General features: G+C 52.0%; 21 protein-coding genes. 12 read left to right on the forward strand and 9 right to left on the reverse strand.

All coding sequences use genetic code 11. The annotated features are described in order from the left end of the window. Positions 1 to 30: 30 nt before the first annotated feature. Complete coding sequence (gene pheT / locus DOP62_RS02240; RefSeq protein WP_208672919.1) at positions 31 to 2,466, reverse strand: phenylalanine--tRNA ligase subunit beta; 2,436 nt, start codon at positions 2,464 to 2,466, stop codon at positions 31 to 33. A 135-nt stretch (positions 2,467 to 2,601) separates the two neighbouring features. On the opposite strand from pheT, the gene DOP62_RS02245 reads away from it, so the two are divergent. Then, positions 2,602 to 4,164: a serine/threonine-protein kinase gene (locus tag DOP62_RS02245; RefSeq protein ID WP_208672917.1), complete on the forward strand. Its 1,563-nt coding sequence runs from the start codon at positions 2,602 to 2,604 to the stop codon at positions 4,162 to 4,164. Between the two features lie 90 nt (positions 4,165 to 4,254). Here DOP62_RS02245 and DOP62_RS02250 read toward each other — a convergent pair whose 3' ends face one another. Then, on the reverse strand, positions 4,255 to 5,631 hold the full coding sequence (locus tag DOP62_RS02250; RefSeq protein ID WP_208672916.1) for a lysophospholipid acyltransferase family protein: 1,377 nt from the start codon (positions 5,629 to 5,631) through the stop codon (positions 4,255 to 4,257). 139 nt (positions 5,632 to 5,770) lie between these two features. Here DOP62_RS02250 and DOP62_RS02255 point away from each other — a divergent pair, with 139 nt between their 5' ends. Continuing rightward, entirely contained in the window at positions 5,771 to 6,466 is a 696-nt protein-coding gene (locus tag DOP62_RS02255) for a 2OG-Fe(II) oxygenase family protein (RefSeq protein ID WP_208672915.1), read from the forward strand. A gap of 307 nt (positions 6,467 to 6,773) precedes the next feature. Beyond that, positions 6,774 to 8,183: an NAD(P)-dependent malic enzyme gene (locus tag DOP62_RS02260; RefSeq protein WP_208672914.1), complete on the forward strand. Its 1,410-nt coding sequence runs from the start codon at positions 6,774 to 6,776 to the stop codon at positions 8,181 to 8,183. Between the two features lie 82 nt (positions 8,184 to 8,265). Here DOP62_RS02260 and DOP62_RS02265 read toward each other — a convergent pair whose 3' ends face one another. After that, complete coding sequence (locus DOP62_RS02265) at positions 8,266 to 8,694, reverse strand: hypothetical protein (protein WP_208672913.1); 429 nt, start codon at positions 8,692 to 8,694, stop codon at positions 8,266 to 8,268. Positions 8,695 to 9,351: 657 nt separating this feature from the next. Between DOP62_RS02265 and DOP62_RS02270 the strand changes: the two genes are divergently transcribed. Next, the gene (locus DOP62_RS02270; protein WP_208672912.1) at positions 9,352 to 11,076 is read left to right on the forward strand and encodes a sensor domain-containing diguanylate cyclase; all 1,725 of its coding nucleotides are present in this window, start codon (positions 9,352 to 9,354) and stop codon (positions 11,074 to 11,076) included. A gap of 47 nt (positions 11,077 to 11,123) precedes the next feature. Here DOP62_RS02270 and DOP62_RS02275 read toward each other — a convergent pair whose 3' ends face one another. After that, positions 11,124 to 12,086 carry a DUF362 domain-containing protein gene (locus tag DOP62_RS02275; protein WP_208672911.1) on the reverse strand — a complete coding sequence of 321 codons (963 nt, stop codon included), beginning with the start codon at positions 12,084 to 12,086 and terminating at the stop codon, positions 11,124 to 11,126. 238 nt (positions 12,087 to 12,324) lie between these two features. On the opposite strand from DOP62_RS02275, the gene DOP62_RS02280 reads away from it, so the two are divergent. The 3 genes from DOP62_RS02280 (at position 12,325) to DOP62_RS02290 (ending at position 14,967) form a co-directional block, all read left to right on the forward strand. Continuing rightward, positions 12,325 to 12,900, forward strand: coding sequence for a 5-formyltetrahydrofolate cyclo-ligase (locus DOP62_RS02280; protein ID WP_208672909.1), 576 nt, complete (start codon positions 12,325 to 12,327; stop codon positions 12,898 to 12,900). A 57-nt stretch (positions 12,901 to 12,957) separates the two neighbouring features. Continuing rightward, complete coding sequence (locus DOP62_RS02285; RefSeq protein WP_208672907.1) at positions 12,958 to 14,379, forward strand: RecQ family ATP-dependent DNA helicase; 1,422 nt, start codon at positions 12,958 to 12,960, stop codon at positions 14,377 to 14,379. Between the two features lie 111 nt (positions 14,380 to 14,490). After that, positions 14,491 to 14,967: a universal stress protein gene (locus tag DOP62_RS02290; protein WP_261789782.1), complete on the forward strand. Its 477-nt coding sequence runs from the start codon at positions 14,491 to 14,493 to the stop codon at positions 14,965 to 14,967. A gap of 79 nt (positions 14,968 to 15,046) precedes the next feature. Here the strand turns inward: DOP62_RS02290 and DOP62_RS02295 are convergent, their stop codons facing one another. From DOP62_RS02295 to DOP62_RS02305, 3 genes are all read right to left on the reverse strand, one after another. Next, positions 15,047 to 15,535 (reverse strand): DUF4240 domain-containing protein, encoded by a 489-nt coding sequence (locus DOP62_RS02295; RefSeq protein WP_208672903.1) that lies wholly within the window; start codon positions 15,533 to 15,535, stop codon positions 15,047 to 15,049. A 155-nt stretch (positions 15,536 to 15,690) separates the two neighbouring features. Continuing rightward, on the reverse strand, positions 15,691 to 17,982 hold the full coding sequence (locus DOP62_RS02300) for a VCBS domain-containing protein (protein WP_208672901.1): 2,292 nt from the start codon (positions 17,980 to 17,982) through the stop codon (positions 15,691 to 15,693). A 397-nt stretch (positions 17,983 to 18,379) separates the two neighbouring features. After that, entirely contained in the window at positions 18,380 to 19,594 is a 1,215-nt protein-coding gene (locus tag DOP62_RS02305) for a molybdopterin molybdotransferase MoeA (RefSeq protein WP_208672899.1), read from the reverse strand. An 85-nt stretch (positions 19,595 to 19,679) separates the two neighbouring features. Here DOP62_RS02305 and moaCB point away from each other — a divergent pair, with 85 nt between their 5' ends. The 4 genes from moaCB to moaA are packed head-to-tail and all read left to right on the forward strand — an operon-like array spanning position 19,680 to position 22,418. Then, positions 19,680 to 20,669, forward strand: a complete 990-nt coding sequence (moaCB, locus tag DOP62_RS02310; protein WP_261789780.1) for a bifunctional molybdenum cofactor biosynthesis protein MoaC/MoaB — start codon at positions 19,680 to 19,682, stop codon at positions 20,667 to 20,669. Beyond that, positions 20,666 to 20,938, forward strand: coding sequence for a molybdopterin synthase (locus tag DOP62_RS02315; protein ID WP_208672895.1), 273 nt, complete (start codon positions 20,666 to 20,668; stop codon positions 20,936 to 20,938). Before moaCB ends, DOP62_RS02315 begins: the two co-directional genes overlap by 4 nt. A 2-nt stretch (positions 20,939 to 20,940) precedes the next feature. Further along, entirely contained in the window at positions 20,941 to 21,438 is a 498-nt protein-coding gene (locus tag DOP62_RS02320) for a molybdenum cofactor biosynthesis protein MoaE (RefSeq protein ID WP_208672893.1), read from the forward strand. Beyond that, the gene (moaA, locus tag DOP62_RS02325) at positions 21,435 to 22,418 is read left to right on the forward strand and encodes a GTP 3',8-cyclase MoaA (RefSeq protein ID WP_208672892.1); all 984 of its coding nucleotides are present in this window, start codon (positions 21,435 to 21,437) and stop codon (positions 22,416 to 22,418) included. The genes DOP62_RS02320 and moaA overlap by 4 nt, the downstream gene beginning before the upstream one ends. Before the next feature lie 526 nt (positions 22,419 to 22,944). On the opposite strand, the gene DOP62_RS02330 is transcribed toward moaA, so the two are convergent. Then, entirely contained in the window at positions 22,945 to 23,379 is a 435-nt protein-coding gene (locus DOP62_RS02330; protein WP_208672891.1) for an RrF2 family transcriptional regulator, read from the reverse strand. 103 nt (positions 23,380 to 23,482) lie between these two features. Here DOP62_RS02330 and DOP62_RS02335 point away from each other — a divergent pair, with 103 nt between their 5' ends. Next, positions 23,483 to 24,028, forward strand: coding sequence for a hypothetical protein (locus tag DOP62_RS02335; RefSeq protein ID WP_208672890.1), 546 nt, complete (start codon positions 23,483 to 23,485; stop codon positions 24,026 to 24,028). 259 nt (positions 24,029 to 24,287) lie between these two features. On the opposite strand, the gene DOP62_RS02340 is transcribed toward DOP62_RS02335, so the two are convergent. Beyond that, complete coding sequence (locus DOP62_RS02340) at positions 24,288 to 24,647, reverse strand: four-helix bundle copper-binding protein (RefSeq protein ID WP_222610233.1); 360 nt, start codon at positions 24,645 to 24,647, stop codon at positions 24,288 to 24,290. Positions 24,648 to 25,034: the final 387 nt, after the last annotated feature.

The following is a 25,034-nucleotide window of genomic DNA, read 5'->3' on the forward strand; positions in this document are numbered from 1 at the left end:
GAGATTGACAGCGATCGCTTCAGGACTGTTCTAGCTGCGCAGGGTGACGCGGAAGCGCTCGACGAGGGACTGACGTACCTGATCGTGAACCGGCTCAACCTCTGCTTCGGTCAGAGTGCGATCGCCTGCCCGATAGGTGAGGCGGAAGGCCAAACTGCGCTGATTCTCGGGAACGTGCTCACCCCGATATTGGTCGAACAGCTCGACTTCACTGAGCAGTGCCCCGCCCTGACGGCGAATGATCCGCTCCAACTCCGCCACAGTCACGGACTGATCGACAAAGAATGCCAAGTCGCGATCGCTGGCTGGGAAGCTGCTGTAGGGCTGGAATCGTGGCACTTGGCGATCGGGCTGATCGAGGTGGTCGAGCCAGACATCTAGCTCAAGCTCAAAGGCGTAGACCTCTGCCGGTAGTCCCCGCTCTTCGCAAAGCGACGGATGGAGCTGACCAAAGCGCCCAAGGCGATCGCCCTGCAGCCAAAGCGAAGCAGTACGACCCGGATGGAAGCGATCGTCTTGGCGATCGGGCTGAAACTCGATCGTCAGTCCAAAGCGCCCAAAAATCTCTTCCAAGATGCCTTTGGCGGCATACCAGTCAATCGCTTGTTCTTTGCCACCGCGCTGCCAGCGGCCGCGGCTGGGATCACCTCCGAGAATACCGCCAATGCGATCGGCCTCGAAGAAGCCATCTTCTTCTCGCCAGAAAACCCGACCGATTTCAAAGCCCCAAAGCGGGCCGTTTCCTTGCTCCCAGTTGTATTGGAAGGCATCAATCAGGCCGCTGAGCAAATCGAGTCGCAGAGCGGCATATTCCGCCAGCAGTGGGTTGGCCAGATGAACTTGGCGATCGCTGCCGGGTTTGACCAAGGAGTAGTGCTGCAGCTCGGTCAGTCCTGCTCCGCGGCAGACCGCCCGAATCTGTCGCCGCAAATTCTCATCGACTGAGAGCGCGCCTTCGGTGTCGCCCAAGTTCGGCAGCGTTTCCCCGAAATTGTCGTAGCCATAGAGCCGTGCGACTTCCTCAATCAGGTCAATCTCACGCTCGAGATCACGCCGGCGATAGGGGGGGACGCGCACTTGCCAGACTGCATCATCAACCAAAGTCAAATGGCAGCCGATCGCAGTTAGTAACCGCTCAATATCGTCTGCACCAAGGTCTTTGAGTTCATCGTCTTCGGCTTGGATGGGACCTAACAGTTCATTGATGCGCTGGAGACGCAGGGTAATGCTGGGCTCGAGTTCAGCCTGGCGTTGGCTGGTCGCAACAGTCTGACTGACCACACGGCCGCCCGCAATTTCTAGCAGCAGATCGATCGCTCGTTGCGCTGCGATCGGCAGTTCGGTCACGTTGACGCCACGCTCATAACGAGCTGAAGCTTCGGTGCGCAAGCCTTGGCTGCGTGCTGAGCGTCGGACTGCAATCGGCTCAAACCATGCTGCTTCCAGCAAGATATCGGTGGTCTGATCACTGACTTCACTGTCAGCGCCGCCCATCACCCCAGCGAGTGCGACGGGGCGATTGCCCGCAGTAATTACCAACGCTGCTTCTGAGAGTGTCCGTTCCTGATCGTCGAGGGTCTTGAGCGTTTCACCGGCCTGCGCCGATCGCACCCCGATCGCAAGATTGGTACTGCCCGCGATCGCTTGCAGTTTCTGGCGATCGAAGGCATGGAGCGGCTGGCCGTACTCCAACAGGATGTAGTTGGTGATATCGACGACATTATTAATCGTCCGAATCCCTGCCAGTTGCAGCCGCTTCTGCAACCACTCGGGAGAAGGCGCGATCGTCACCCCTTCGATAATCGTGCCGCTGTAGTGGCTGCAGGCTTCGCTTTGCAGGGCGATCGCCAGACTCGGCGACTCAGAATATGTTTGCAGTTCCACCTCAGGCAGCGTCAGGGCGGCAGAAGTCAAAGCTCGTACTTCCCGCGCGATCCCGATCAAGCTCAGGGCATCGGCCCGATTCGCCGTCGAGGTCAAATCAAGGACAACATCATCCAGCCCTAGCAGCGGTCCTACGGGCTGCCCGGCTTTGAGATCTGCGTCCTCTGAGAAAATATGGATGCCTTCCGATTCTTTGGTCAATCCCAGCTCAGACAGTGAGCAGATCATGCCCTCGGATCGCACACCCCGCAGTTTGGTGGGTTTTAACTTGAGGTCAATACAGGGCAAGTAACTCCCCAAAGTGGCGACCGCAACCCAGATGTCTGCCCGGACGTTACTCGCGCCACAGACGATCGTGACTGGTTCTTCTTGACCAATCTCGACCTGACAAACGCTGAGGCGATCGGCATTGGGATGTTGCTCCCGCTGAAGGACGCGCCCAACAACCACACCTGCGGCCCAAGTGCGGCGATCTTCAATTTCTTCAACTTCAAAGCCCGCTAGGGTCAGTTTTTCCGCGAGCACCTCGGGCTCGAGGTCAACCTGGACCAGCTCGCGCAACCAGTTCAGGGATATCCGCATGCTAACCGCCTTCCTTGAGCGCCTCGTTTCGGCTCAATCATTCTATCGGCAAAGGGTGGAGGGCTTTGCGAAGCCGCGATCGCCGCTAAAGTGGAGGCAACTGAAGACGATCCGGATCTTCAAGACATACTGCCCATGGCTCTCTGTCTCAACCCAGCCTGCGAACAACCGGATAACGAAGACACGAACGATTCCTGTGCAAGCTGCGGATCGCCCCTGTTGTTGCGCGATCGCTATCGCGTGATCAAAGCCCTGGGGCAAGGGGGCTTTGGTGCCACTTATCTGGGGCAAGACCTTCAGTTGCCCGGCGAACCACTCTGCGTGATCAAGCAGCTACTCCCGCAAGTGCAAGATCCCGAGATGATGCTGATGGCTCGGGAGCTGTTTCGGCGCGAAGCCAAAACCTTGGGCCGGATTGGCAACCATCCCCAAGTCCCCACCCTGCTGGACTACTTCGAAACCCCGCAGGGCTTCTACCTCATTCAGGAATACATTCGCGGCAAAACCCTTGAGCAGGAGGTGCGCGAGCGAGGACTCTACAGCGAAGCTGCCGTCAAGCAGTTCCTCAGTGAACTTCTGCCGCTTTTGCAATATCTCCACAACCAAGAGGTGATTCACCGCGATATCAAACCCGCGAATTTGCTTCGGCGAGATATTGATGGGCGACTTGTCTTGATCGACTTTGGCGCAGTCAAAGACCAAGTCAGCCAAATCAAGGGAGGTAGTGGACTGACAGCACTGACCTCGTTCTCGGTGGGGACACGAGGCTATGCTCCGCCCGAACAGCTAGCGATGCGGCCGGTCTACAGCAGCGATATCTATTCGCTGGGGATCACTTGTCTGTTCCTGATGACCGGTAAAGGACCTCAGGAACTGGATTACAATCCCGTCAGCGGTGAATTGCTCTGGCGCCAAGCCGTGCAAATTAGCGATGCGTTTGCGACGGTGCTGGGCAAAATGCTGGCAGCCTCTGTGCGCTTCCGCTATCAGCGAGCAGAGCAGGTGATGACAGCACTGGATCTGCAGCCCTACCACGACAGCTTGATCCAAGGGCTGAGTGCCTTACCGCCCGGCACTGCGCCCATTAAACCCTCCTCGGGACGGACAGGATCTGGCTATCCCTCTCCCCAAGAGCGTCAGGCTGCGGCGATTCGAGCCCGTCGGCGCGATCGCGGGGGGCAGCGACCTGAGCAGCTTGCTGATCCACAACAGTTGCTCGCTTTGACAGGAAGCTCGAATCCTACAACTGGGGGGTTAGGTCGAGCCAGCCTCAATGCTCGGGATATCTTGGCAACCTACCAGCGCGGCCGGCGCGATTTTAGTCAGCAAGTCCTGAATCGCATTGACCTTAGCGAGTCTCAGTTGCCAGGCATTAACTTTCAAGGGTCGCAGCTCAAAGAGTCCATTTTTACAGCGACGCAGCTTGAACGAGCTGATTTTGGCCAGGCCAATCTACACCGCGCTAATCTCCGGCGAGCCAACCTCCATCAAGCCTATTTTGGGAATGCCGACCTCAGTTTTGCCAACCTGCAAAAAGCAGACTTGAGTGATGCAACTTTAAGCAATGCCAATCTGCGGGGTGCCAACCTCTGTGGTGCTAACCTACGCGGTGCTAAGTTGACCCCCGTGCAACTCAAGATGGCTAAAACGAACTGGTGGACGATCATGCCTGATGGTCGTCATGGTCGCCTGTTTTAAGACTTAGTTTCTCTTTGCAGCCCTAGCGAGTATTGACTGCCATCTTCTGGAGATTGTTTCAACTCCTAGCTGAAACAATCTCTCGGTCTATTACTTGATGGATTTTTCAAGTTGTGTTTGTAGATCAGCAGTCAACTGCTCGATCGCCGAACGTCGACTCTTTCGATAGTCCAGATAGCGATCGCTGACATTGATGGGCTGACCGATTTGTAGCTTGGCAATCCGTTGCCCCAGCTTTGAAATTGACTGGGGATTACGGCCCTGAATCCAGGCGATCGCGCGCGCAATGATGGTCAACACCTCTGCATAGCGATCAATGCTCGGTTTTTCGCGAACATAGGAGCCCGAAACGGCAGCAAACTGCTCTACCAGTCGCATATGCCCCATGCGAATACTGGCTTCCATAGCATTCCAGTCTGCGAGACCTCGTGCCACTGGAGAGAGCTGTTCAAGGTCATCACGGTAGATGCGATCCCAGCCCGCTTGCTCAATGCGGCGACAGCGATCGCTAATGGTGCCTTTAGCTGGCAAATTAAAGTGGGATTCCGCAACGGAAAGAGCCATTTCCCGGAGACGTTGTAGTCGAGTTGCAAAGTCTGGATAGGCAGTCTTCTCAACCACATTTTTAGCAGAGTCAACCGCTAGGCTCTGCCCATAAGCCTCACGATAGAAGGTTTCGAACATTGTCAACATCTCTAGTCCCAGTCTTGCTAACTGCGCATAGCGTTTCTCACCGGGATGATCAATGGCTGGAGATAGAGATTTGGGGAGTTTTAGTTGTTGTTCGAGGTCATTAAAAAGCCGATCAATAACCACCCAATTCTGACGATCAACAAAGGGGTACTGAAGACTGATAGGAATGATGAAAACGGCTTCAGATCGATTTGCTTCAGCCAAATCATCACAGCACCAAAAGGCGAGCTGGGCGATACCAGGCTCAAGAGGGCTGAGGATTTCACTGTGATTATTGGTTGCCCCTTCTGGCGCGATCGCCAGCGGAAAGTCACCATTGACGAGACAATCCCGCGCGGTTTTGAGGGCGAGGCGATCGAGCTTGCCGCGCTGAATGGGAATACCACCCAGTTTTGACAGCACCCAGCCCGTCAATTGACCAGCCCAAATGGGAATGCCGCGATCATAGAGAAATTGACTATGAACGGGCGATCGCAAGGGAATTTGGTTGCGGCGTGCCACCGTCGGCACCGTCTTCCAGAGTAAATGCGCCAAAACGAGAGGGTCTTGGGTGCTTGGATGCCGGAATGCCAAAATGAGCCGAGATTGTCGAGCTTGGAATTGGGCGAGGCGTTGCGCCAGTTCTTCGACGCCCGTTGTTTCGACGCGCTGGATGCCATGCGATCGCAGCAGCATTGGCAAGACTGTCTTGACCACAAGGTGCAGCCAAGGCTGATAGTCCGGCGGAATAAAGCGCAGTGCTGGCTGCGCCTGTTGCACGATGGCATGGGGCATGGGCAGTAGCGATCGCGCGATCGCCTGAAACGGCCAAGATCGCCCATATTGTGACCTGCAATTGCTGGAAGCTCATGTTGGCTTCGGCCAGTTGCGATCGGTGGAGTAGGGTACACAAGAACCGTTCTTTCATCACTCCATGCCCATCGATACTTGGTTTCCTCTGGCTGTCTCTCGCACTGTACTAATGCCAGATCCAGACTTGCTGGAGCGCATGATCGTGCAGATATTTCAGTGGCGTGGGGATCTGTGGGCTAATCCGAGTGGCGAAGCGGCTTGGACCGGCGACATGAACGGCGTCGCGTTGGTGCATGAACATCCTGATTTTGCGTGGCTGCGATCGCAGGTGGAAGTTCAAGCCCTACAGTTTTGCCAAGCCCTTGGCTTCCAAACGGAAGCCTTACAACTGTGGATTCAGCGGTCATGGCCAGTTGTTTCGGAACCCGGCCAGAGCATCGGCGCCCACCACCATCCCAACGCTCACCTCAGCGCTATCTATTACCTCAACGGCGAAGCGGATCCGGATCTCGGTGCCCTACGAATCTTTGACGATCGCCCCCGTAATGAGTTGGTGCCTGGCATGGCTGTTGGCTATGGCGAAGTGATTAAGGAAGAGGCACCACTCAATCAAGCTTGGGTTGACTACCCGCCGCAGACAGGCCTGCTGCTGTTATTTCCTGCGAGCACTCGGCATGGCGTCACCGAAAATGTGACCGATTTCACTCGACTCTCTGTCAGTTTTGACCTTTACATCACGGCACGATCGGCAACCGGTTTAGCTCCGGAATATCTAGCTCCCCCAGTTGATCGCTGGAGTCCAGTTCCACTGCGCTGACTGCGATCTTCAAAACTGAGAGATCCCTGAAATCAGATCAATTGCTGAGCGAGCTGCTGAACTGTAGCTTCTACAAGGGTTGTAGAGGCTGGCATCTTCCGCACGTAACTGGACTGCTCCTTTTGTCTATTTTTGAGACTAAATAGACTTAAAATGAGTCTAATATGAGTCTTAAACAATATTAAAGAGACTAACTGGTATTGGATGGAGTAAACGCGATCGCCTGATGGGTGGGGGTGCTCTCTGGGGGGGAGATTCAAACAGGGTGGGACAATGGCAGTAAGACTCTTTGCATCCCCCTGTCTCAATGACCTCTGCACTTACCCCGAATGCCAGTCACAGCGTCACTGTTTTGGTGCGTATGCCCAGCAATACCGCTGCCATGCTGCATGTTGTGCAGGCGATCGCGGCGACGGGAGCGAATCTGGTTGAGATTGAGTTACTGCATCGCACCAATCAATGGCTGGATCGCGATTTGGTGATTGAAGCAGCCAGCGAAGAACAAGCTGCTGCTGTACTCGAAGCGATCGCAGCGGTACCGGATGTCGAGATCATCGATAGCGAAGATCGCACCTTTGCTCTGCACCAAGGCGGCAAAATCAGCGTTGAGCCCAAGCTGGAATTGACCAGTCAAGCGGAGCTAGCCATGGCCTATACCCCCGGGGTAGGGCGGGTCTGCAAGGCGATCGCAGCGGATCCCGATCGCGTCTACGAGCTGACGGTCAAGCAAAACATGGTGGCGATCCTCACGGATGGCTCGGCGGTTCTTGGGTTGGGGAATCTAGGACCAGCGGGTGCCTTGCCCGTGATGGAGGGCAAAGCCATGCTGTTCAAGGCATTTGGCGAGGTTGATGCCTTCCCAATCTGTCTCGATACTCAAGACACGGATGAGATTGTCGAGACGATGAAGCGGATTGCGCCGGTCTTTGGCGGCGTGAATTTGGAGGATATTGCTGCCCCACGCTGCTTTGAAATTGAAGCGCGACTCAAGCAGGAGCTGGATATCCCGGTTTTTCACGATGATCAGCATGGCACCGCGATCGTCACCCTAGCGGCGCTAGAAAATGCGCTGAAACTGGTCAAAAAATCCCTGTCGCAGGTACGAATCGTGATGAATGGTGCAGGGGCTGCTGGCTTGTCCGTTGCCTCTTTGCTTAAGGAAGCCGGCGCAACAGACATCATCATTTGCGATTCCCGTGGGATTCTCAGTGGCGATCGCACAGATCTCAATTCCCAGAAGCAGACTTTTGCCGTGGAGCAAGGCGGCACCCTAGCCGATGCTCTCGTCGGTGCCGATGTCTTTATCGGTGTCAGTGTGCCGGGAGTGCTGACGGTGGAAATGGTGGAGACAATGGCAAGCGATCGCATTATTTTTGCGATGGCGAACCCCATTCCTGAGATTCAACCGGAGTTGATTCAGGGGCGGGCTGCTGTAATTGCTACCGGACGTAGCGATTATCCCAACCAAATCAACAACGTCCTTGCCTTTCCCGGCGTGTTTCGGGGGGCGCTGGATTGTCGGGCGAAAAGTTTGACCAGCAGCATGTTTTTGGCTGCTGCCCGCGCGATCGCGGATTTGGTTCCTGCTGAACGGTTGTCGGCGGAGCACATTGTGCCGAGTGCTTTTGACTCTCGTGTTGCACCGGCTGTCGCTGCTGCCGTTGTAGCTGCTGCCCAAGCGAATGGCTTGGCACGAACCCTCGTCACTACCCACTAAGCCGCATCAAAGCTGCAATGAATCTTAGCCTCGGGGCGATCGCCCCGAGGCTGATTAATATCAGTTAAAAGTTAGTTGAAGCCTAAATTTCCTCAAAGCGGGCGTTGACGTTGAGCGTATCTGGCCCGAGTGCCGTGCCTTGTACAACCAGAACCACAGTTTTTTCAGGAGCTTTGGCTGCCAGTTGCAGGCTGGATGGTAGATCAAGCACTAAGTTAAAGCCCCAATCTCCTGAAACAGTGTTGATTGTTCGTTCTCGATAACCTTTTTGGCTGAGGGCCTGCCGATAGAAAGCAAGAACAGCAGCAGGTTTTTGAGGTTTGGCTTGAAAGTTAATTGATTGCTGCTGGTAAGCATTGGCAGCAAACATGGATTGCACAGCTTTCGGTGACCCTGTCGGCCGAGGCAGCTGACTCAGGATGGCGGCAGCGTTGGTCGCTGCTTGCGCAATCGCCGGTGGAGTGAGCCACACACTCCCTAGAACGCTCACGGCAACCCATCCCAATGCCATCACTCGTGCCATATTTGAGACCGACTTATTTCCTGTGCAGGATGCCCCAATCGAGGAGCTATCGCACAGCTAGCCTTGAGACTAAAATAAGAAAAAGTGCCTGACTGCTGCTAAACTTGAGTCAATAGATAAGCCGAAGAAAAGGCTGTTAAATTAGTCCAAATCTAATTTATTCGGACTAACTACCCACTCTAAAAGCTTTTCTGAAAAACAATCTAGAACTTTGCTCTCTTGCGTTCACCGCAGAATGCCAAAGCCACTTCAGTGGGGGTGTCAAACCCTCAAATACAGATTTTCTTAGTCTCATACTCGTCTTACCTCATGAACTCAGAGGTGGTTTACTCAGCCCAGACCATTTCCAAGACACCCCTACTCCAAGCGAGTGACTACTTCGCTCAAGAAGTAGAAGCGACCGCAGCTAAAACTAGTCTCTGGACTACAAACGAGCATTTTTCGACCCAGCGTTAATCTCCTAGCACGCTGGTATCTCAAGCTCACAAAACAAGACAAGTCAGCGATGTTTATCAGCACTTATACTTGCCGAATTGAAAACTATAGTCACTTACAGAGAGCGTTGCTCGGCAAGAGACCGAAGTAGGGAATACTAGAAGAACGTCATAGCAATCATGACTTTGGGAGGATTCCTAATTAAAATCGATGACAGAAAACTCCCAAAAAGCAGATTCTACAAATCTCTTTCCAATTCAGAGCAAATCATCTCAGTCTTCAGAAACAAAACCGATTCTGAAGGTCAAAAATTGGCGATCTTGGGTCTATGGCGGAGTAGGTCTACTACTTGGGGCCTTTGGTATCACTGGCACTCTTGGTCTCTTCGCAATTCAAGAAGCTCGTCGGCAAGTTGACCAATCGCTGAAGACAATTGAGGTTGCCCAGTCAATTGACTATTATCAAATCCAACTCCTTTTTAGGCTCAATCATTATCTTAAAACAAAACAAGAGACTGATCAAAAACTGTACCAACTCAGTCAAATTCGTCTTTTAGCAGCAACTAATAAGCTTGTAAGTATACAGAGCCAAGATCGAGAGCAAGTCCAAGAAGTAAAGACTCTCGCTGATCTTGTTCAGTTCAAATTACAAGAGCAGAAGCAGAGTTTAGGCTCTAGCCAGAATCTATCTCCATTATTAAACGATTCCTACTATGACATTCATGCACAAATCAATCAAATTGTTCAAAATGAACGTCAGATACTTGCGCGAAGACAAGTAACTGTTGATAACTATCGTCTGCTTACTAATCTTTTATTGATTCTAGGATCAATTCTAGGGATAGCTCTCGCGATCGCACTCTATCAAGAACAACGACGAGAGCAGAAACAGCTCACTGTCATTGATAACGATTACGAAGAGAAGAAAGATGTGTTAAATCAAAAACTCCAAATTCTACAAATTGAGCAGCAGCTAAGTAGCTTGCTATTAACCTGTCGTTCTACAGAAGAGATTAAAAGCATCCTGGAAGATTTTTTCCGACGCTGGTTTCCCAATGGTCAAGGCGCTGTGCTGGAGATCAGTGCTTCACGAGATGCACTATTAGAGATTGCTTGTTTTGGTGAGATTAATTTACCACCCCTGGCGCAGCCCTCTGACTGTTGGGCAATGCGGCGAGGAGAATGTTATCACTCCAGCCAAGCAGATTTTACTTATCCTTGTAGTCTTTGCCACCACCTACATGGTGAAACAATTCCTGATAACGTTGTCTGCTTTCCTCTGCAGGCACATGAGCAACTCATTGGCATTTTACACCTTACTAATATCGAGCCTGAGGCTCAGCAGATCGTTGAGTCTTTAGGTCAACAGTTAGCACTGCCATTAGCAGTGATGCATCTACAAGAACAACTCAAGCAACTTAGCTACCGCGATAGCAATACAGGTCTGTATAACCGACGCTTTTTAGATGAAATATTGGAGCGAACATTACTCGCTGCAATTCGTAAAAATGAAGGTCGGTCGACTGAGCAATCACCTTATCCCGTGGGGCTGATTTTCCTCGATGTTGATCGGTTCAAAGACTTTAACACTCGCTTCGGCCACGCAGTTGGCGATCAAGTGTTGCAAACATTAGGACAGACGCTCATGGAGTCCTGTCGCCGTGGTGAAGACCTTGCCTGTCGCTATGGCGGTGAAGAATTTGTGCTGATTTTGCCCGGCATGAATGAGCAGATGGCCTATCAGCGGGCAGAGCGAATCCGCCTCGCAGTGAGTCAACGGGTTGTTGGCGATCGCCGCATTACGATCTCTTTGGGAGTTGCCGCATTTCCTGAGGCTGGACAGATTCCCTCTGAGCTGTTGAAAGCTGCCAATATGGCTTTGCTCAAAGCCAAACTCAATGGACGTGATCAGACAGTTTGTGCTAGCCAACTATGAGCAACAGACGCGATCGCAATAGAGATCAAGCCATAGAAGAGATACGCCTATGGTGAGGAACGCGCATAGTTTTGAAATCGCTCTTTAATGAGTCGGATATAGAGATGCTTGAGCGTCGATCGCAAAACCCGTGGTGCCCCAAAATCAATGGGCACTAGGCGATCGGGAAGTCGCCAATCTGTAATGCAGCAATCCTGAACATCGAGTAACGGGTAATGCAGCGTTTCGTAGCGAAGTTGCAGCCGTTCCGCAGCCGTAAGGGTTGGTACTGACCTCCAATCAATTCCCAAGAGGGAGGCGATCGCCTGATCAAGGGCAAAAACATTTGTTGAAGCGCCCAGTAACTGTAGCGATCGCGGCTCACCATTGCTAGGGCCATTGCCTTCATGGGCGATGATCGCATCCAAAATCGTCAGTGCTGGTGCGATCGCTCGGGCTGTTTCCACCAGCATTTCTCCAAAGCGATCGCGATCTTTTCCGGCTTCAAGGTGCCACCAAGCTTTCATCTTGCCGGGGACGCAACCAAACAGGTTTTTTACGCCGGCTGAAAGCGTCAGTTGCACATGGGATTTGAGTTTCGGAATGTTGATCACCACATCTGCACCTAAGGCTTCGCGGCTGAGCCGAAGGTGCTGAAAGGCTGGACTGTCAGTACTCTGACGTACCCCGCGAAACTCCACGACAGGAATTGCTAGCTCCTCCAGCATTGAGCCATAGCCGCTAGCGATCGCGACCCCCTTGGCACTGCCAAAGGCCGGGCTATCACCCAGAAAAGGCTCGCCGCCTGCCTGCCGAACTTGTCGCGCGATCGCCGCAACTAATTCTGGCCGTGTCACACATTCTTTGCCTGGACGGCTACCCGTCAGCAAATTGGGCTTGAGCAGCACCTTCTGACCAGGTTTCACAAAGGCTGGCATACCCCCCCAAGGCGCTAGCAAAGTCGCCAGTCGCTCGTTCAGTAGCTGGGCTTCGTAGTGATCGACTCGGAGCAAGGCAACCGTCGGTGACATAGCCAACTCATCCCGTTCATCTCTGGGATCCTAACCGCGAGTCTTAAATTTTTATCGATCTAGCAGTCTATTTATAGACTCACAATAGACTTAAAATTGGTCTAATTAATCTCATTTTAAGACTACTTGACACAACTAAGACTCAATGGTCGAGTTAAATGCATAAAAATCCCTCCTGAAGCAGGATTACAGCGTTTTAATCCCGATCGCTTGTAATCTGTGGATCACTCAGTTTTGGATGACTCCGCGCTTGCTTCTCGATAAAGCCAGTCTGCGGCGACAGCTACTTGCGCAACGGCGATCGCTAACAGCAGCCGAACGTCAGCAATACAGCCAAGCGATCGCGGCTCATTTGCAGCTCTGTCCCCTGTTTCAGCAAGCGACGACGATTTTGAGTTACTGGCCGCTGGGGGCTGAGCCGGATTTGCGATCGCTCCTATCTCAACCCAAACAATGGGCGCTGCCACGCTGTGAAAATCAACATCTTTACGCCCATCGCTACGAGTCGGAACAGCTCCTAGAGAAAGACTGCGCTGGAGTGCTTGCGCCTTCGGCAGACTCCCCGACAGTTCCTCCGGATGGAATTGATCTACTCATCGTGCCAGCAGTGGCCGTGGATGAAGAAGGCTATCGGTTGGGTTATGGCGGTGGCTACTACGATCGCCTGCGGGCAGATCCGGCTTGGCGATTGATTCCGGCGATCGTGGTCGTCTACGCAGCTCAAGTTGTGCCTGAATTGCCGCGTGACCCTTGGGATATCCCCTTTTCAGCTCTCTGCACTGAGGAAGGCTATCAGCTCATTGACTCTACATGAGCACAGGAGTTTTCACAGTAATTGGGGAATGCTGGGGGCAATCATTGTCTGCCAGCCATGATTCGCTCTGCACCCCCAACCGCTCAGCACCTACTCCAGCACTACTGGGGCTATCCCGACTTTCGACCGGGTCAAGCTGAGATTGTGGAAGCGATCGCCCAAGGCCAAGATAGTCTGATTGTTTGGCCAACGGGGGGTGGTAAATCGCTTTGTTTTCAAGTGCCAGCCCTACTGCGATCGGGGTTGACGATCGTGGTGACGCCGCTGATTGCCCTGATGGAAAATCAAGTCGCTGACCTGCAAGAGCGGGGGATTACGGCAGCCTGCCTCCATAGCCAGCTGGCTCCACGCGATCGCAAGGCTGTGCTCCAGCAATTACCGCAGCTCAAGCTGCTTTACCTTGCGCCAGAAACTTTGCTCAGTCCACCTCTCTGGGTGCGCCTGACAGAACCAACCACCGCGATCGCTGCTCTCATCCTCGATGAAGCCCATTGCCTCCTGCAGTGGGGTGAAAGTTTCCGCCCGACCTACCTGCGGCTAGGCGCGATCCGACCTGCCCTTATTCGATTGGGTAAACCTTCCTTCCCAATCGCCGCTTTTACAGCAACCGCTCACCCCCAAGAGGTGGCGAGGCTCAGCCAGATTCTGCAATTGCAGCACCCCCAACGACATCAACGCGATCCCTATCGCAGCAATCTCGCCCTAGCGGTGAAAACGGTGTGGACGCCGCGCCAGCGTCAGAATCAGCTCTTAGACTTTTTAGCCAAACATCAAGGTCAGAGCGGCTTAATCTACCTGCGCAGTCGGCGCGACTGTGAGACTTGGACCGATCGCCTGCGCGAGCGCGGCTACCGCTGCGCCGCTTATCACGCCGGAGTGGCTGATCGCGATCGGCGGCAGATTGAACGCGATTGGCAGAGGGGTACCCTGCCCTTTGCGGTCTGTAGTTCTGCCTTTGGCATGGGCATCGATAAACCGGATGTGTGCTGGGTTGCCCATGTGCAACCGCCCTTATTGCTGAGTGAGTACTTACAGGAAGTGGGACGCGGCGGGCGCGATCAGCAGCTAGCGCAGGGACTGACTCTAGTAAGTGAACCCAGTGGATTGCTCGACCCAAGCGATCGCGATCGCTGGCAGGGATTTCAACGAGCGAGTGAGCAACAGTGGCAAGCGGCGCAACAACAGGCCAAGCAGCTGCCTGCCAGTGGCGACCTCCGGAGTCTGCCCAGTAGTTCTGATCTTGACCTTGCTTTGGCCTACCTACAGAAACTGGGGCAGTTGCAGTGGCTCGATCCCTTCCGCTATCGGCGGCGAGCTGTTCCGACTCCACGACCTGCGCCACAATTCAATTGGCAACCCCTGCGTCAGTTTCTTTACGGTCGTGACTGTCGGTGGCGATCGCTATTGCAATCGTTTGGGAGCGATCGCCCGGCCCCCTGGCGATGTGGCCACTGCGATCGCTGTCAGTCTGGGCGGTAACCAGCTCAAATCGTGTTCGGCCATCCTCCAATCAATGGGAAAGACCTGTACCTGAATCGGGAGGCCTGGCGGGATAATTGGGGTAGAACAGCGCTGCTTATGAGGTCCCCGATGAGCTATCAAAAAATCTTGGCAGCGATCGACCTCTATGCTGGTGAAAGTCCGATTTTCACGAAAGCATTGACATTGGCTCAGCAGAACCAAGCGCAACTTGTGCTGCTGCACTGCTCACCGCTGCCACCGGTCTACAGCAGCAATTACATCAACTTTCTCAACTCCCCCGCCGACTGGACCATGGATTTGAGCTTGGCAGAGGAGAGCCAACGCCAAGATGCGGAGCTGGCTCGCCAACATCTCAAGGAACTGCGACAACAGGCGCTGGATGTCAACGTTGAGGCCATTCCGCTGCTGCGCTTCATCGACCCGAATCGGGGTATTTGCGATGCCGTCAAAGACCTCGGAGTTGATTTGGTGGTTCTTGGGCGGCGCGGCTTGCAGGGTATTTCCGAACTGCTGATGGGCAGCGTTAGCAGCTATGTGGTGCACCACGTCAGTTGCGATGTCCTGATCGTCCAAACCGGAAAGTGACCTACTTCGGGAAGACGATGGCAGTCCATCACAGCTCTGAAAGTCATCTCTCTACCTTGCTCAACGACAGCATCAATCACTAGAAAGCAGCTGCAAGCCGTGGCAGTAGTTGATCCAGCTGATCTTCTTGCCATTCTTCCCCGCTCGGTTGGCTGGGGTGAGGCTGAGCGCGGGGTGGATTAAAGCCAACCGCAGCTTCAACACCATCGGTCACGGCATATTGAAATCCTTCGTAGAACCACACCTCTTCATCAAAGTTGCTGGTATCGATCGCATCCGGATCAGCCAGCGCCGTTTCGTAGGCCTGTTGCCCCCGCGAAATCAGCGAGGCGCGAAAGTCACTAAACGCATCATCACTGCACCCCCCTTGCAACAAATAGGCTGCTCCCCAGAGGGGCCAATGGTAGGCGCGATCCATCAAGGCATCAAAGTGCTGACTAAAGGCGATCGCTTCTTCAACGCTGAGCCCCGCGAGAACCGCTTGCAAGCGATCGCATTTCGCCTCCATCTCACCGGCACTGCGATCGTGCACAGCTTGAATGATTGCCCAAAAATCTGCCAGTTCCACAGCTTAAACCCCTTGAAAACAGCAGCTAGCATGCCCAAATCAAGAGTGAAGTTGCAATTTTAATGTAGTTGCAACAAAAAAACCCTGCTTCAGCAGGGCTATAAACGGGAGTGCCTGACAGAGAAACGGTTTGGATTATTAGTGAATATCCAGGTCTAAGGGGTAGCGCTCATAAAGTCAGCAAAGGCAAGATCACTAACATCGTTAACTTTGACAAAGATGTCGCCACTGTCAGTATTTAGACCGTCAATCAAGCCATTATTATTTGCATCGTAATAGAAGTACCCATCAGTTCCAGCGACTGTGTAGCGGAACAGGATACCCGGAGTTACCTGATTACCATTGATCCCCAATGGAGCTCCATTATTTAGGTTAGCTAAGAGACTACTTTCATCAGGAAATGGAAATATACCACCACCATCAACAACTATGCCATTCAGGATTATCTTGTCACCTTCAGTGCGATCGAAGTCAGTGATAGTATCAAACTTACCAGCAACTGCTTGTGAGCTACCAGCAGCAAACACGAAGCGATCAGCTCCATCCCCACCTGTTAGCTCATCAGAACCCACTCCTCCAATAATAAAGTCGTCACCACCATTCCCTGATATGGTGTCATTACCACCGCTTCCAGCAAGTGTGTCATTGCCAGAACCACCAATCAAGCTATCAGCCCCAGGAGTAAACTCAAAAATAAGTGCTGGGCTACTTCCAACTATCAATGTATTACCAGAGAAAGAGGAATTTTCATTAGCATTGAGAATAGTAATTCCTCGGCTAGAACCACCCATAGTTTGATCTAAGGTATTATTTATAACGTCAGTTCCTTCACCTCGAACTCTCAAAGCTGTTGCAGAACGATTTGTAAATCCAGTGAATATATTTCCTTCAATCGATGAATCAACTGCATCAATAGTAACTAGAGTATTTCCTTGTTCTTGACTGTTTGAATTTAGGCCTCCTGCAGTTCCACTAACTAAGTTATTATTAAAAATAATATTGCTAGAAGCTTGTGGTGATGTTCCTCCATTTCCTAAGAGAACTAACTGTCGAGGAACATTATTGCCTAAATCAAACTGTGTGCTAAATCCTAATCCACCTGGTTCAGAACCTACAAAAGTCTGACCAGAAAACTCGTTACCCTCAATCGTGATATTAGTCAAGACTCCAGAAAATTCTGACTGAAGTCCAGTATCACCATTAGCGATAATTTTGTTCCCTTTAATTAAAATATTATTTTGATTACCTTGTAAGTAAACTGCAGCTTTTTCAATTGCTCCATCACCATTAATTCCAATTATCTCAAAACCATTGTCAACATCTCCAATTTGTATTCCTGTCAAGCCCGTAGACAACTGGATAGCTCCTAGCCCAGAATCATTAACTCCAGTAATTTTTGTCGATGAGTACCCCTGAATTGACAGTAACTTTATATTTGACTTATTAATTAAGACATTTTCTATATAGTTTCCAGGCGCTACCAGGATAGTATCACCCTCAACTGCTGAATCAATAGCTTCTTGGATAGTTGTAAAACCACCAGTCCCAACAATTAAGAAAGTGCTGGCGCCATCAGTAACTTTTTCAATATTTGCGAGTGTATCCGTGCCTGACATAGTCGTAGAGATAATGAGTCTACCATTGTCAAAGCTAAAGTTGTCTTCAGTCAGTAACTCAGTGTAATTAACAACATCAATTTCATCAGTCATGTAGGCATCTTCACCACCATCAATGGTGTCGTTGCCTGAACCACCATTAAGGGTATCTGCACCAGCAAATCCGTAAAGTGCTGCTGGATTGGTGGTGCCGGTTACAGTGATTGTGTCATCTGCTGTAGTTCCAATGCCTAGGAATAAACCAACATTAGTTGAGTTAGTTCCATCAAAGACATTCAGTTCGCCTGTCAAGACTGTGGCTAACTCTGTGATCGTTAGGGTAGTCGGCATTCCATTCATGACGGTGCTGGGATTAAGATCAGTATTCCCAACCCGTGCGATTAAAGGGTCAATACCTACTGCTGTGAAAGTAATAGTATTATCAACAACAGTAGGACCCTCAGTGATTGTCGGCCCATCATTGATGCCTGTGAGTTTAATTGTCAGTGTTCTTACTTGCGATACTGCACCTCGTGAATCCTTGACAATATAGTTAATCGGAATCGAAAGAGTGTCATTAGAACCTAAACTATCGTATGCTGGATCATTACGGTCAAAAGAGTAACTACCATTAGGATTTAAAGAAAATCCCGCTGGAGCTACTTGATTGGGAGCTAGCTGAAAAGTAATCGGATCGTCATTAGGGTCTCTCGCAACTAGCTGACCATTAAAAAGCCCTTGATCTTCAACCAAGTTTTGCGTTTGATTTTCAGCAATTGGCCTGCTGTTGAAATTGAATAAACGCAAGAAGAGTCTAAGAAAACTGAAAGCACTAATGCTAGACAATGCCATGGAGTTAGAACCCACTTTCAATGGTGAATGACTTAACCCAAAATCAGATAGATCGTGAAAATTTGGGTTTTAGACAAATTTCTTTGGATCATAGCGCATACCTAAATTTCTGTCGGCAATTGAGGTTTCCACCAATTACCTAGGACTTGGCTATCCAATGGTTGGCTTGTTCAGCCTTTCAGAATTCGCTAAAACTCAGCTCTTGGGACAGCATCAGTCAATGCAACCCCTAGATTACGTTGTTATAGAGATTCATGGGAGGGAGACCCTGAGGCTCCACGCTTTTTCTATAATTGTGAACCTCACTTCCTATATTTGAGGAATAGAGCCTCTAAACTACAACTCCGTTTCCCTATCAAGGCAGACAGATCTATGTAACCCAATTCACAAAATGGGGTCAAGTTAGCGATTGCACCTCAACTGGGGTTCCAGCGGCGATAAATCCCGTATCAGCCGGCAGAATCGCCCAGTGGCTGGATTCAACTAACGATTTCAGTGCAGCCGAAGACTGCTGAGGATCCACCCAGACTTTGCCATCAGGGGTAAGCCGCGATCGCCAAAAGCATTGCAGTCCTTCTGGTTTGCGAACTGATTCTGCCAAGGGCAACCAGAGGGGCGATCGCGATTCACCACGGCGCTGCATCAGCAAGGGTTTCAGGAAAAACTCAGCGGTGACCGTTGTGGAAACAGGATTTCCTGGACAGGCCAAGACCAAGCCCTGTTGCTCGGGTGCGATCGCAAACAACAAGGGTTTGCCAGGTCGAATCGCAACTTTGTGGAAGATGGCTTGGCAGCCCAAACGCTCTAAAGCGGCGGGTACAAAATCAGCCACCCCCATCGAGACGGCACCCGTCGTCAGTAGCAGGCGCACGCCTTGCGACCAGAATTGCTGGGCGATCGCAGCAAACTGTTCGGGGTCATCGGGGACATGAGCGATCGCACGGATCTCACAACCCAGTCGCTGGAGCTGCTGAATCAAAAATGGCTGGCTGGAATTGCGGATCTGCCCGAGTGCCAACGTCGGTTGCGACCAAGGCACCACCTCAGTCCCTGTCGAAATCAAGCCCACCGGCAGTTTCGACCAAACTGGTAGCTCACTCAGCCCCACAGCAGCGGCCAGCATCAATGCCATCGGAGTTAAGTGCTGACCTTTCGCCAGTAAGGGCGAGCCTTGGCGGAGATCTTCGCCCCGCACCCGAATAAACTGCCCAGCCGGAATCGGCGTTGAGACCGCGATCGCATTCTCTTGTTGCACCACATCCTCGACTTTGACGATCGCATCAAAGCCTGCTGGCATCGGTGCACCCGTCATCACCGCGCAGGCAACGCCCACAGGACTCTCAAGTAACGGTGGCTGCTCACCGGCCATCACCCGACCGACAATCGGCAACCGCACGGGGCGATCGGGGCTGGCTGCCACAACATCCTGACTGCGCAGGGCAAAGCCATCCATTGCGGAGTTATCCCAGTGGGGCAAGTCACAGGGAGCAGCGATATCCCGGGCCAAGATGCGATCGCCCGCCTCCAGCAGCGGTACTGTTTCGGTGGACAGCGTCAGTTGATCTACTTCAGCCAACAGCAATTCGAGCGCTGCCGAATAGGACAACATCATCCCCACCTCTCTGCGATCGCCTGCCCATTCTTTCCCATCAAATCAGTTGGCAGCCCACTCACTGGCACAATCAAGAGCGAAGCAGATGGGCAAGGCAGCGGGCATGAGCATCCGCATGATCGACGTGGGCGATAAAGCCATCACGGAGCGCGCAGCTCGCGCCGAAGGCTGGATTCGCCTCGCGCCCGAGGTCTATCAGCGCGTGACTTTGGGCCAACTCCCCAAGGGTGATGCCTTTTTGCTGGCCCAAGTCGCTGGCATTCAAGGGGCGAAACGGACAGCAGATTTGTTGCCGCTCTGCCACCCCCTGCCGATTGAAGGGGTCAAGGTTGACTGCCAAGCGCTGGCAGATGGCGAGACGATTCGGGTTGAAGCAAGGGTTCGTACGACGGGCAAGACGGGTGTGGAGATGGAAGCCCTCGCCGCCGTTTCCGCTGCTTTGCTCTGCCTCTACGACCTGACCAAGATGTTCGATGCCACAGCAGAAATTGGTGGAATCACGCTGCTGGAAAAAACGGGTGGCAAGTCGGGACATTGGCAACGAGAAGCGATCGCCCCAGAAGCAGCTCTGACGGGACCCTTAGCAGGGATCTCAGCGACGGTGATCACGGTCAGCGATCGCGTCGCAGCGGGTCAAGCGGAAGATCGCTCTGGCCCTGTGATCCAGCACTGGTTAGAAGAGCAAGCTGCAACGGTCTTGGCCACAACTTGCATTGCGGATGAACCCGCCTTGATTCAAACAGCCATTCAGCAGGCGATCGCCCAAGGATCACAGTTGATCCTGCTGACGGGGGGCACCGGGCTTGGTCCTCGCGATCGCACCCCTGAAGCGATCGCCGCCTTGGGTGCCATTCCGGTTCCTGGCATTGGCGAAGCCCTACGGCAAGCGGGACGAGCGGAAACAGCCATGACTTGGATTGCCCGTAGTGGCGGCTGGATTATCGACGGAAGTTTCGTGATTGCCTTGCCTGGCAGTCCTCGTGCAGTTAGCAGCGGTCTGGCGACGTTGCTGCCCGTATTGCCCCACAGTTTGGCAATCTTGAAGGGCGCAGATCATGGAACGGTGAAGGGATGACGTACATGGTCACGGTGCTCTGTTTTGGGGGGCTCGCTGCGCTCAGCCCCGAGGGTCAACCGCTGCAGCTGGCGCTCAATCTGCCTGCAACGGCTACGCAAGTAAAAGCAGCGATCGCCCAAGCCTGTGGACTGGCAGCGGATTCAGCCTTGGCACAACTGCTGCAAAATTCCGCGATCGGCAGCGAAACGCAGATTTATCTTGATACCGATCCCATTCCCGCCAGCCTCTCGCAACTGGCTTTGCTACCGCCGGTAAGTGGAGGTTGAGCATGCTGGAGCAATTGACTTGCGATCGCCATCAGATTGAGTTGAGCTTGGCACCCATTCCTCTCTCAGCTGCCGCTGAGTTTTGCCACGACGATCGCTATGGGGCCTTTGCCAGCTTTGTGGGCTGGGTGCGGCGCGTCAATGTTGGCCGCTTAGTCACGGGCATTACCTATCAAAGTTTCCAGCCGCTCTGTCGCACCGTCCTTACAGAAATCTGCCAAGAAGCAGAGCAAGTCTTTGGTCAAGAACTGCGGATCTACGTTCAACATCGCTTGGGTGAAACTCGCGTCGGCGATCCCACCGTGCTGATCGGTGTGGGTGCGGTTCATCGTGATGAAGCCTGCGAAGCCTGCCGCTATGTGATTGAGGAGCTGAAACACCGCGCCCCGATTTGGAAACTGGAACATTATGAAGACGGAGACTCGGGCTGGGTGCCGGGCAACTGTCTTTGCCAAGAGCGCCGATCGCGCGATCGCTGGCTGCAAGCGAGGCGGGAATGAGTGTTTTAGTCGACTCCCACGATCGACAATTTCGCTATCTGCGCCTGTCCCTGACCGACGTTTGCAATTTCCGCTGTGGCTACTGCCTGCCGAATGGTCAACAGTTAGACCCACAGCGGCCAGTCCTGCTGACGATTCAGGAAATTCGTCATCTGATCGAAGGATTTGTGGCGCTGGGTATCGAAAAAGTCCGGCTGACGGGTGGCGAACCCACACTGCGATCGGATCTAGTGGAGATCGTTCGCACGGTAGCGGCTGTACCCGGCATTCGTCGAGTTGCTCTGACGAGTAATGGCTGGAATTTGCGCGATCGCTTGGCTGATCTACAAGCCGCCGGACTGACGCAGCTCAATCTCAGTCTCGATAGTTTAAATGCTGCAAGTTTTCAGCAGATTACTGGCAGCAGCCGTTTTGAAGCGGTGATGGCTGCGCTTGAACAAGCGATCGCCCTGCAACTGCCGATCATCAAAGTCAATGCAGTGCTGCTAAAGACGCTGAATTATCCAGAACTCTCAGACTTTGTTGAATTCGTGCGCGATCGCCCGATCAGTCTCCGCTTCATTGAGCTGATGCAAACTCTGGAGAATCACGACTATTTTCAACAACAATTCCTTTCTGCCTCCGTCCTCACGGAACAGTGGCTTGATCAGGGCTGGCAACCAATTGAACGCGATCGCACGTCTGGCCCCGCGCAAGAGTACTACCATCCCAATTACCAAGGGAAATTGGGCGTCATTGCTCCCTACAGTCCCAACTTTTGTCAGAACTGTAATCGTCTCCGCATCACCAGTCGCGGTGCCCTACGACTCTGTCTATTCGGCACCGGTGAATTTGACCTACGGCCTTGGCTGCAACACCCCAATCAGCGATCGCAGCTGATTACCCAAGTCCAGCAAGCCCTCGGCTTCAAAACCGCAGGACATCAACTCGCGGAAGCCAACAGTGGCGATACCCGCAACCTCGCAACCTATGGTGGCTAATTCGTTTTACCGCTCATGGGCTGCTAATTGCCGTAGCTTCCTCAGACGTCGTCGAGTGACTTTCGGAGCTTTATGACTGCTTTTGCGTTCGGTAAGAATCCAGAGTCGGCGATTGGTCAACATGGTTATCTCCTCCTAAACTCAGTCCCATGTAACTGAATCAGCAAGACTAGACCACTCCTCACACCACTGATCAGGGTCAATCCCCTCCTTTATTATGACGTTCATTCAATGCCTTTAGTGAGGGATACAGAGAGCAATAAGACTCCCCAAAAAAGTCTAAATGACCTATTAGCTATTAAATGCAAAATGAATTAAAGATTAGATCAATCAATTTAAAATAGCTGCAATTACTGCCGCTACAAATACCAATTGAATACTTTAGCTAGAATTTTTAGATTACAGAAATCGCTCCGGAGAGTTCTCTGATCACACCTTAATTCATTTCCCCCATAGCCCTAATCAGAGAAGAAGCTTACTTAATAGAAGACACCTACACAGTGCAACCTCTCTTGCCTCACTGGGTTCAGATGTAAAACATGCGACCGCGATCGCTCAGTCCTTCCGCCTGCTCACGTAAATCCTGAAGAGTGTACTGTTCAAGCTGCTGTCGCCAGGCAGACTCCACTTCGACTAACAGCTGATCAACCACTTTGGCGCTTGACGTCGCTTGATCAGAAGCTTGGGCGATCGCTTGAGGGGCCTCCTCTAAAGAGTGATAGATATCGATGAGTCGAATCTGCCAATGGTCTCGAGCTAGTCGGTAACCGCCATTCCGTCCACGCTGGCTAATCAAGAATCCCTGCTTCCTCAGCAATGTCAAGATTTGACCGAGGTATTTCGTGGGCAGTTGCTGCTGCGTGGCAATCTCCTCAATCTGCAACACACCACCGCTCTCCCGAATTTTGGCAACTTCGACCAGAGCAATGAGGGCATAGCGAAACGTACTGGAGATCGCCAAGGCTAGGGAATTTTTGTAAATGTGCCCGACTATACTCCCATAACTCGACCGGATTTAAGTAATTTTGAGCTAAGCTTGTGACCTCTCGTCTGATCTCCGCGCTATGGCAGTACTGAAAAACCTCAACGGCCAGCTAATCCGGGATAGCGATCGCATCAACGGCCTACTGCAAATTTGGCGATCGCGCCTCCACTCCCTGCAGGAGAGCCATCACGCTGGGCTATTGAGTGACACCGCTAAGCTCGATCGCTGGCGTAACTCTCCGGGGCTCGAGGTCTCAACCTGGGGACAACGCCTGTTGCAGGATCTCGCACTCTGGAGTGAGGAAGCTTGGTGCGAACCACTGACCATTCAACCGGGATCACCCCGTCTACTGAGCTTCTGGGAGCAACAGCACCACAGCCACTTTCATTCCGGCCCTGAAATCATCATGATTCTACGAGGCAACTGCACCTATAGCCTCGAAGTGGCGCAGCATGGAACCCTAGAACTCTGGTTAGAACCCGGTGACGTCTTACAGATCGGCAGCTTTTTGTCCCATCGTTTGAATTTGGGGCCATTACTTGAACTGCAAGCAGTACGCTGCTTTACCAGTCAAGATGGCTGGATTTCTCATCAAGGCAGCAAGATTTCCCAACCCTACCCCTAAGCCTATTTCTCTATTGATTAGTGGATAAATAGTTTCAGATAAAGCGACCTACGCAGGGTAGAGTCGCCGGTTGTGTGGAGGACCTAGAACGACTAAAAGCCGGAAGAACCTCAACAGAATTAGCCTGATTGTAGTGAACTCAAGCAAACCTGAGATCACTCTTTCAGTATGCGTTAAAAGTCAGTAGATAGGAGCAGATATCATGCATCAACTTAAGTAAATTTCGTCATCTAGCAAGCATGGATCAAAAGCAAGCCTCCTAAGCAGCACACATCTTCATGCAAGAGTCGGCACAAGCCTGACAAGCGGCTGCGCAACTCATCATCATTTCGTCGTCTGACATGGCGCTGCAGCACTCAGCGCATTTCAGGCAAACTTCGCTGCAGAGCTTACACATGCTGCCGATGAATTCCGAACCACACATCATCATGTTCATGCAGGTTTGGCACATCTCGGCGCAGTCGCGCATCATGCCCATCATCATCGGTTCCATGTAGCTGCCGCCCATCTTTAGGCAATAGCTCATGGTCTCCATGCAGGTCTTCATACAGTCCATGCAAGCCGACATACACATTTGCATGTCATCGGTCATTGCTGGGTTCATCATCGTCATCATCATGGCCAAAATCTCCAATAATGAGAAAAGCAATGGCAGTAACTAGGAGTTAATCGGCCTAGATATTGAAAAAAGTATTGCGGATAACAAAACCTAGAAAGTGTCACCAAACCAAAACACTAAATTTCTGTCTAAATATAGATATTTAAGCTAGGGAAAGGTGGCGATCGCAGGCCAAGTCTTGTTAACTTTAGGTAGTTAGGTTATGAAAGCATTGGATCCTCAATTGGCTGCTTAAAACCTCACGCAGCGATCGCACTAATCACCAACCAGAACTCAAGAGACTTGGATTCCTTAATAACTATTTAATGATGGATATTTAGATAATTAAATTTATTGGTCATAGGGTCTTTGTTTTTGTTATTTGTCGTATTCAAGGTTAAAGTTTTT

Origin of the sequence: Synechococcus elongatus PCC 11801 (assembly GCF_003846445.2) — a bacterium.
GTDB classification, from domain to species: Bacteria; Cyanobacteriota; Cyanobacteriia; order Synechococcales; family Synechococcaceae; genus Synechococcus; species Synechococcus elongatus_A.

Bases quoted from the DNA above. Each gene is read 5' to 3' on its own strand.
- DOP62_RS02305 (WP_208672899.1), bottom strand. From the start codon at position 19,594: ATGATGTTGTCCTATTCGGCAGCGCTCGAATTGCTGTTGGCTGAAGTA.
- DOP62_RS02285 (WP_208672907.1), top strand. From the start codon at position 12,958: ATGATTCGCTCTGCACCCCCAACCGCTCAGCACCTACTCCAGCACTAC.
- pheT (WP_208672919.1), bottom strand. From the start codon at position 2,466: ATGCGGATATCCCTGAACTGGTTGCGCGAGCTGGTCCAGGTTGACCTC.
- DOP62_RS02340 (WP_222610233.1), bottom strand. From the start codon at position 24,647: ATGATGATGACGATGATGAACCCAGCAATGACCGATGACATGCAAATG.
- moaA (WP_208672892.1), top strand. From the start codon at position 21,435: ATGAGTGTTTTAGTCGACTCCCACGATCGACAATTTCGCTATCTGCGC.
- DOP62_RS02255 (WP_208672915.1), top strand. From the start codon at position 5,771: ATGCCCATCGATACTTGGTTTCCTCTGGCTGTCTCTCGCACTGTACTA.
- DOP62_RS02300 (WP_208672901.1), bottom strand. From the start codon at position 17,982: ATGGCATTGTCTAGCATTAGTGCTTTCAGTTTTCTTAGACTCTTCTTG.
- DOP62_RS02250 (WP_208672916.1), bottom strand. From the start codon at position 5,631: ATGCCCCATGCCATCGTGCAACAGGCGCAGCCAGCACTGCGCTTTATT.
- DOP62_RS02265 (WP_208672913.1), bottom strand. From the start codon at position 8,694: ATGGCATTGGGATGGGTTGCCGTGAGCGTTCTAGGGAGTGTGTGGCTC.
- DOP62_RS02315 (WP_208672895.1), top strand. From the start codon at position 20,666: ATGACGTACATGGTCACGGTGCTCTGTTTTGGGGGGCTCGCTGCGCTC.
- DOP62_RS02280 (WP_208672909.1), top strand. From the start codon at position 12,325: ATGACTCCGCGCTTGCTTCTCGATAAAGCCAGTCTGCGGCGACAGCTA.
- DOP62_RS02275 (WP_208672911.1), bottom strand. From the start codon at position 12,086: ATGTCACCGACGGTTGCCTTGCTCCGAGTCGATCACTACGAAGCCCAG.
- DOP62_RS02245 (WP_208672917.1), top strand. From the start codon at position 2,602: ATGGCTCTCTGTCTCAACCCAGCCTGCGAACAACCGGATAACGAAGAC.
- moaCB (WP_261789780.1), top strand. From the start codon at position 19,680: ATGGGCAAGGCAGCGGGCATGAGCATCCGCATGATCGACGTGGGCGAT.
- DOP62_RS02320 (WP_208672893.1), top strand. From the start codon at position 20,941: ATGCTGGAGCAATTGACTTGCGATCGCCATCAGATTGAGTTGAGCTTG.
- DOP62_RS02270 (WP_208672912.1), top strand. From the start codon at position 9,352: ATGACAGAAAACTCCCAAAAAGCAGATTCTACAAATCTCTTTCCAATT.
- DOP62_RS02335 (WP_208672890.1), top strand. From the start codon at position 23,483: ATGGCAGTACTGAAAAACCTCAACGGCCAGCTAATCCGGGATAGCGAT.
- DOP62_RS02290 (WP_261789782.1), top strand. From the start codon at position 14,491: ATGAGCTATCAAAAAATCTTGGCAGCGATCGACCTCTATGCTGGTGAA.
- DOP62_RS02260 (WP_208672914.1), top strand. From the start codon at position 6,774: ATGACCTCTGCACTTACCCCGAATGCCAGTCACAGCGTCACTGTTTTG.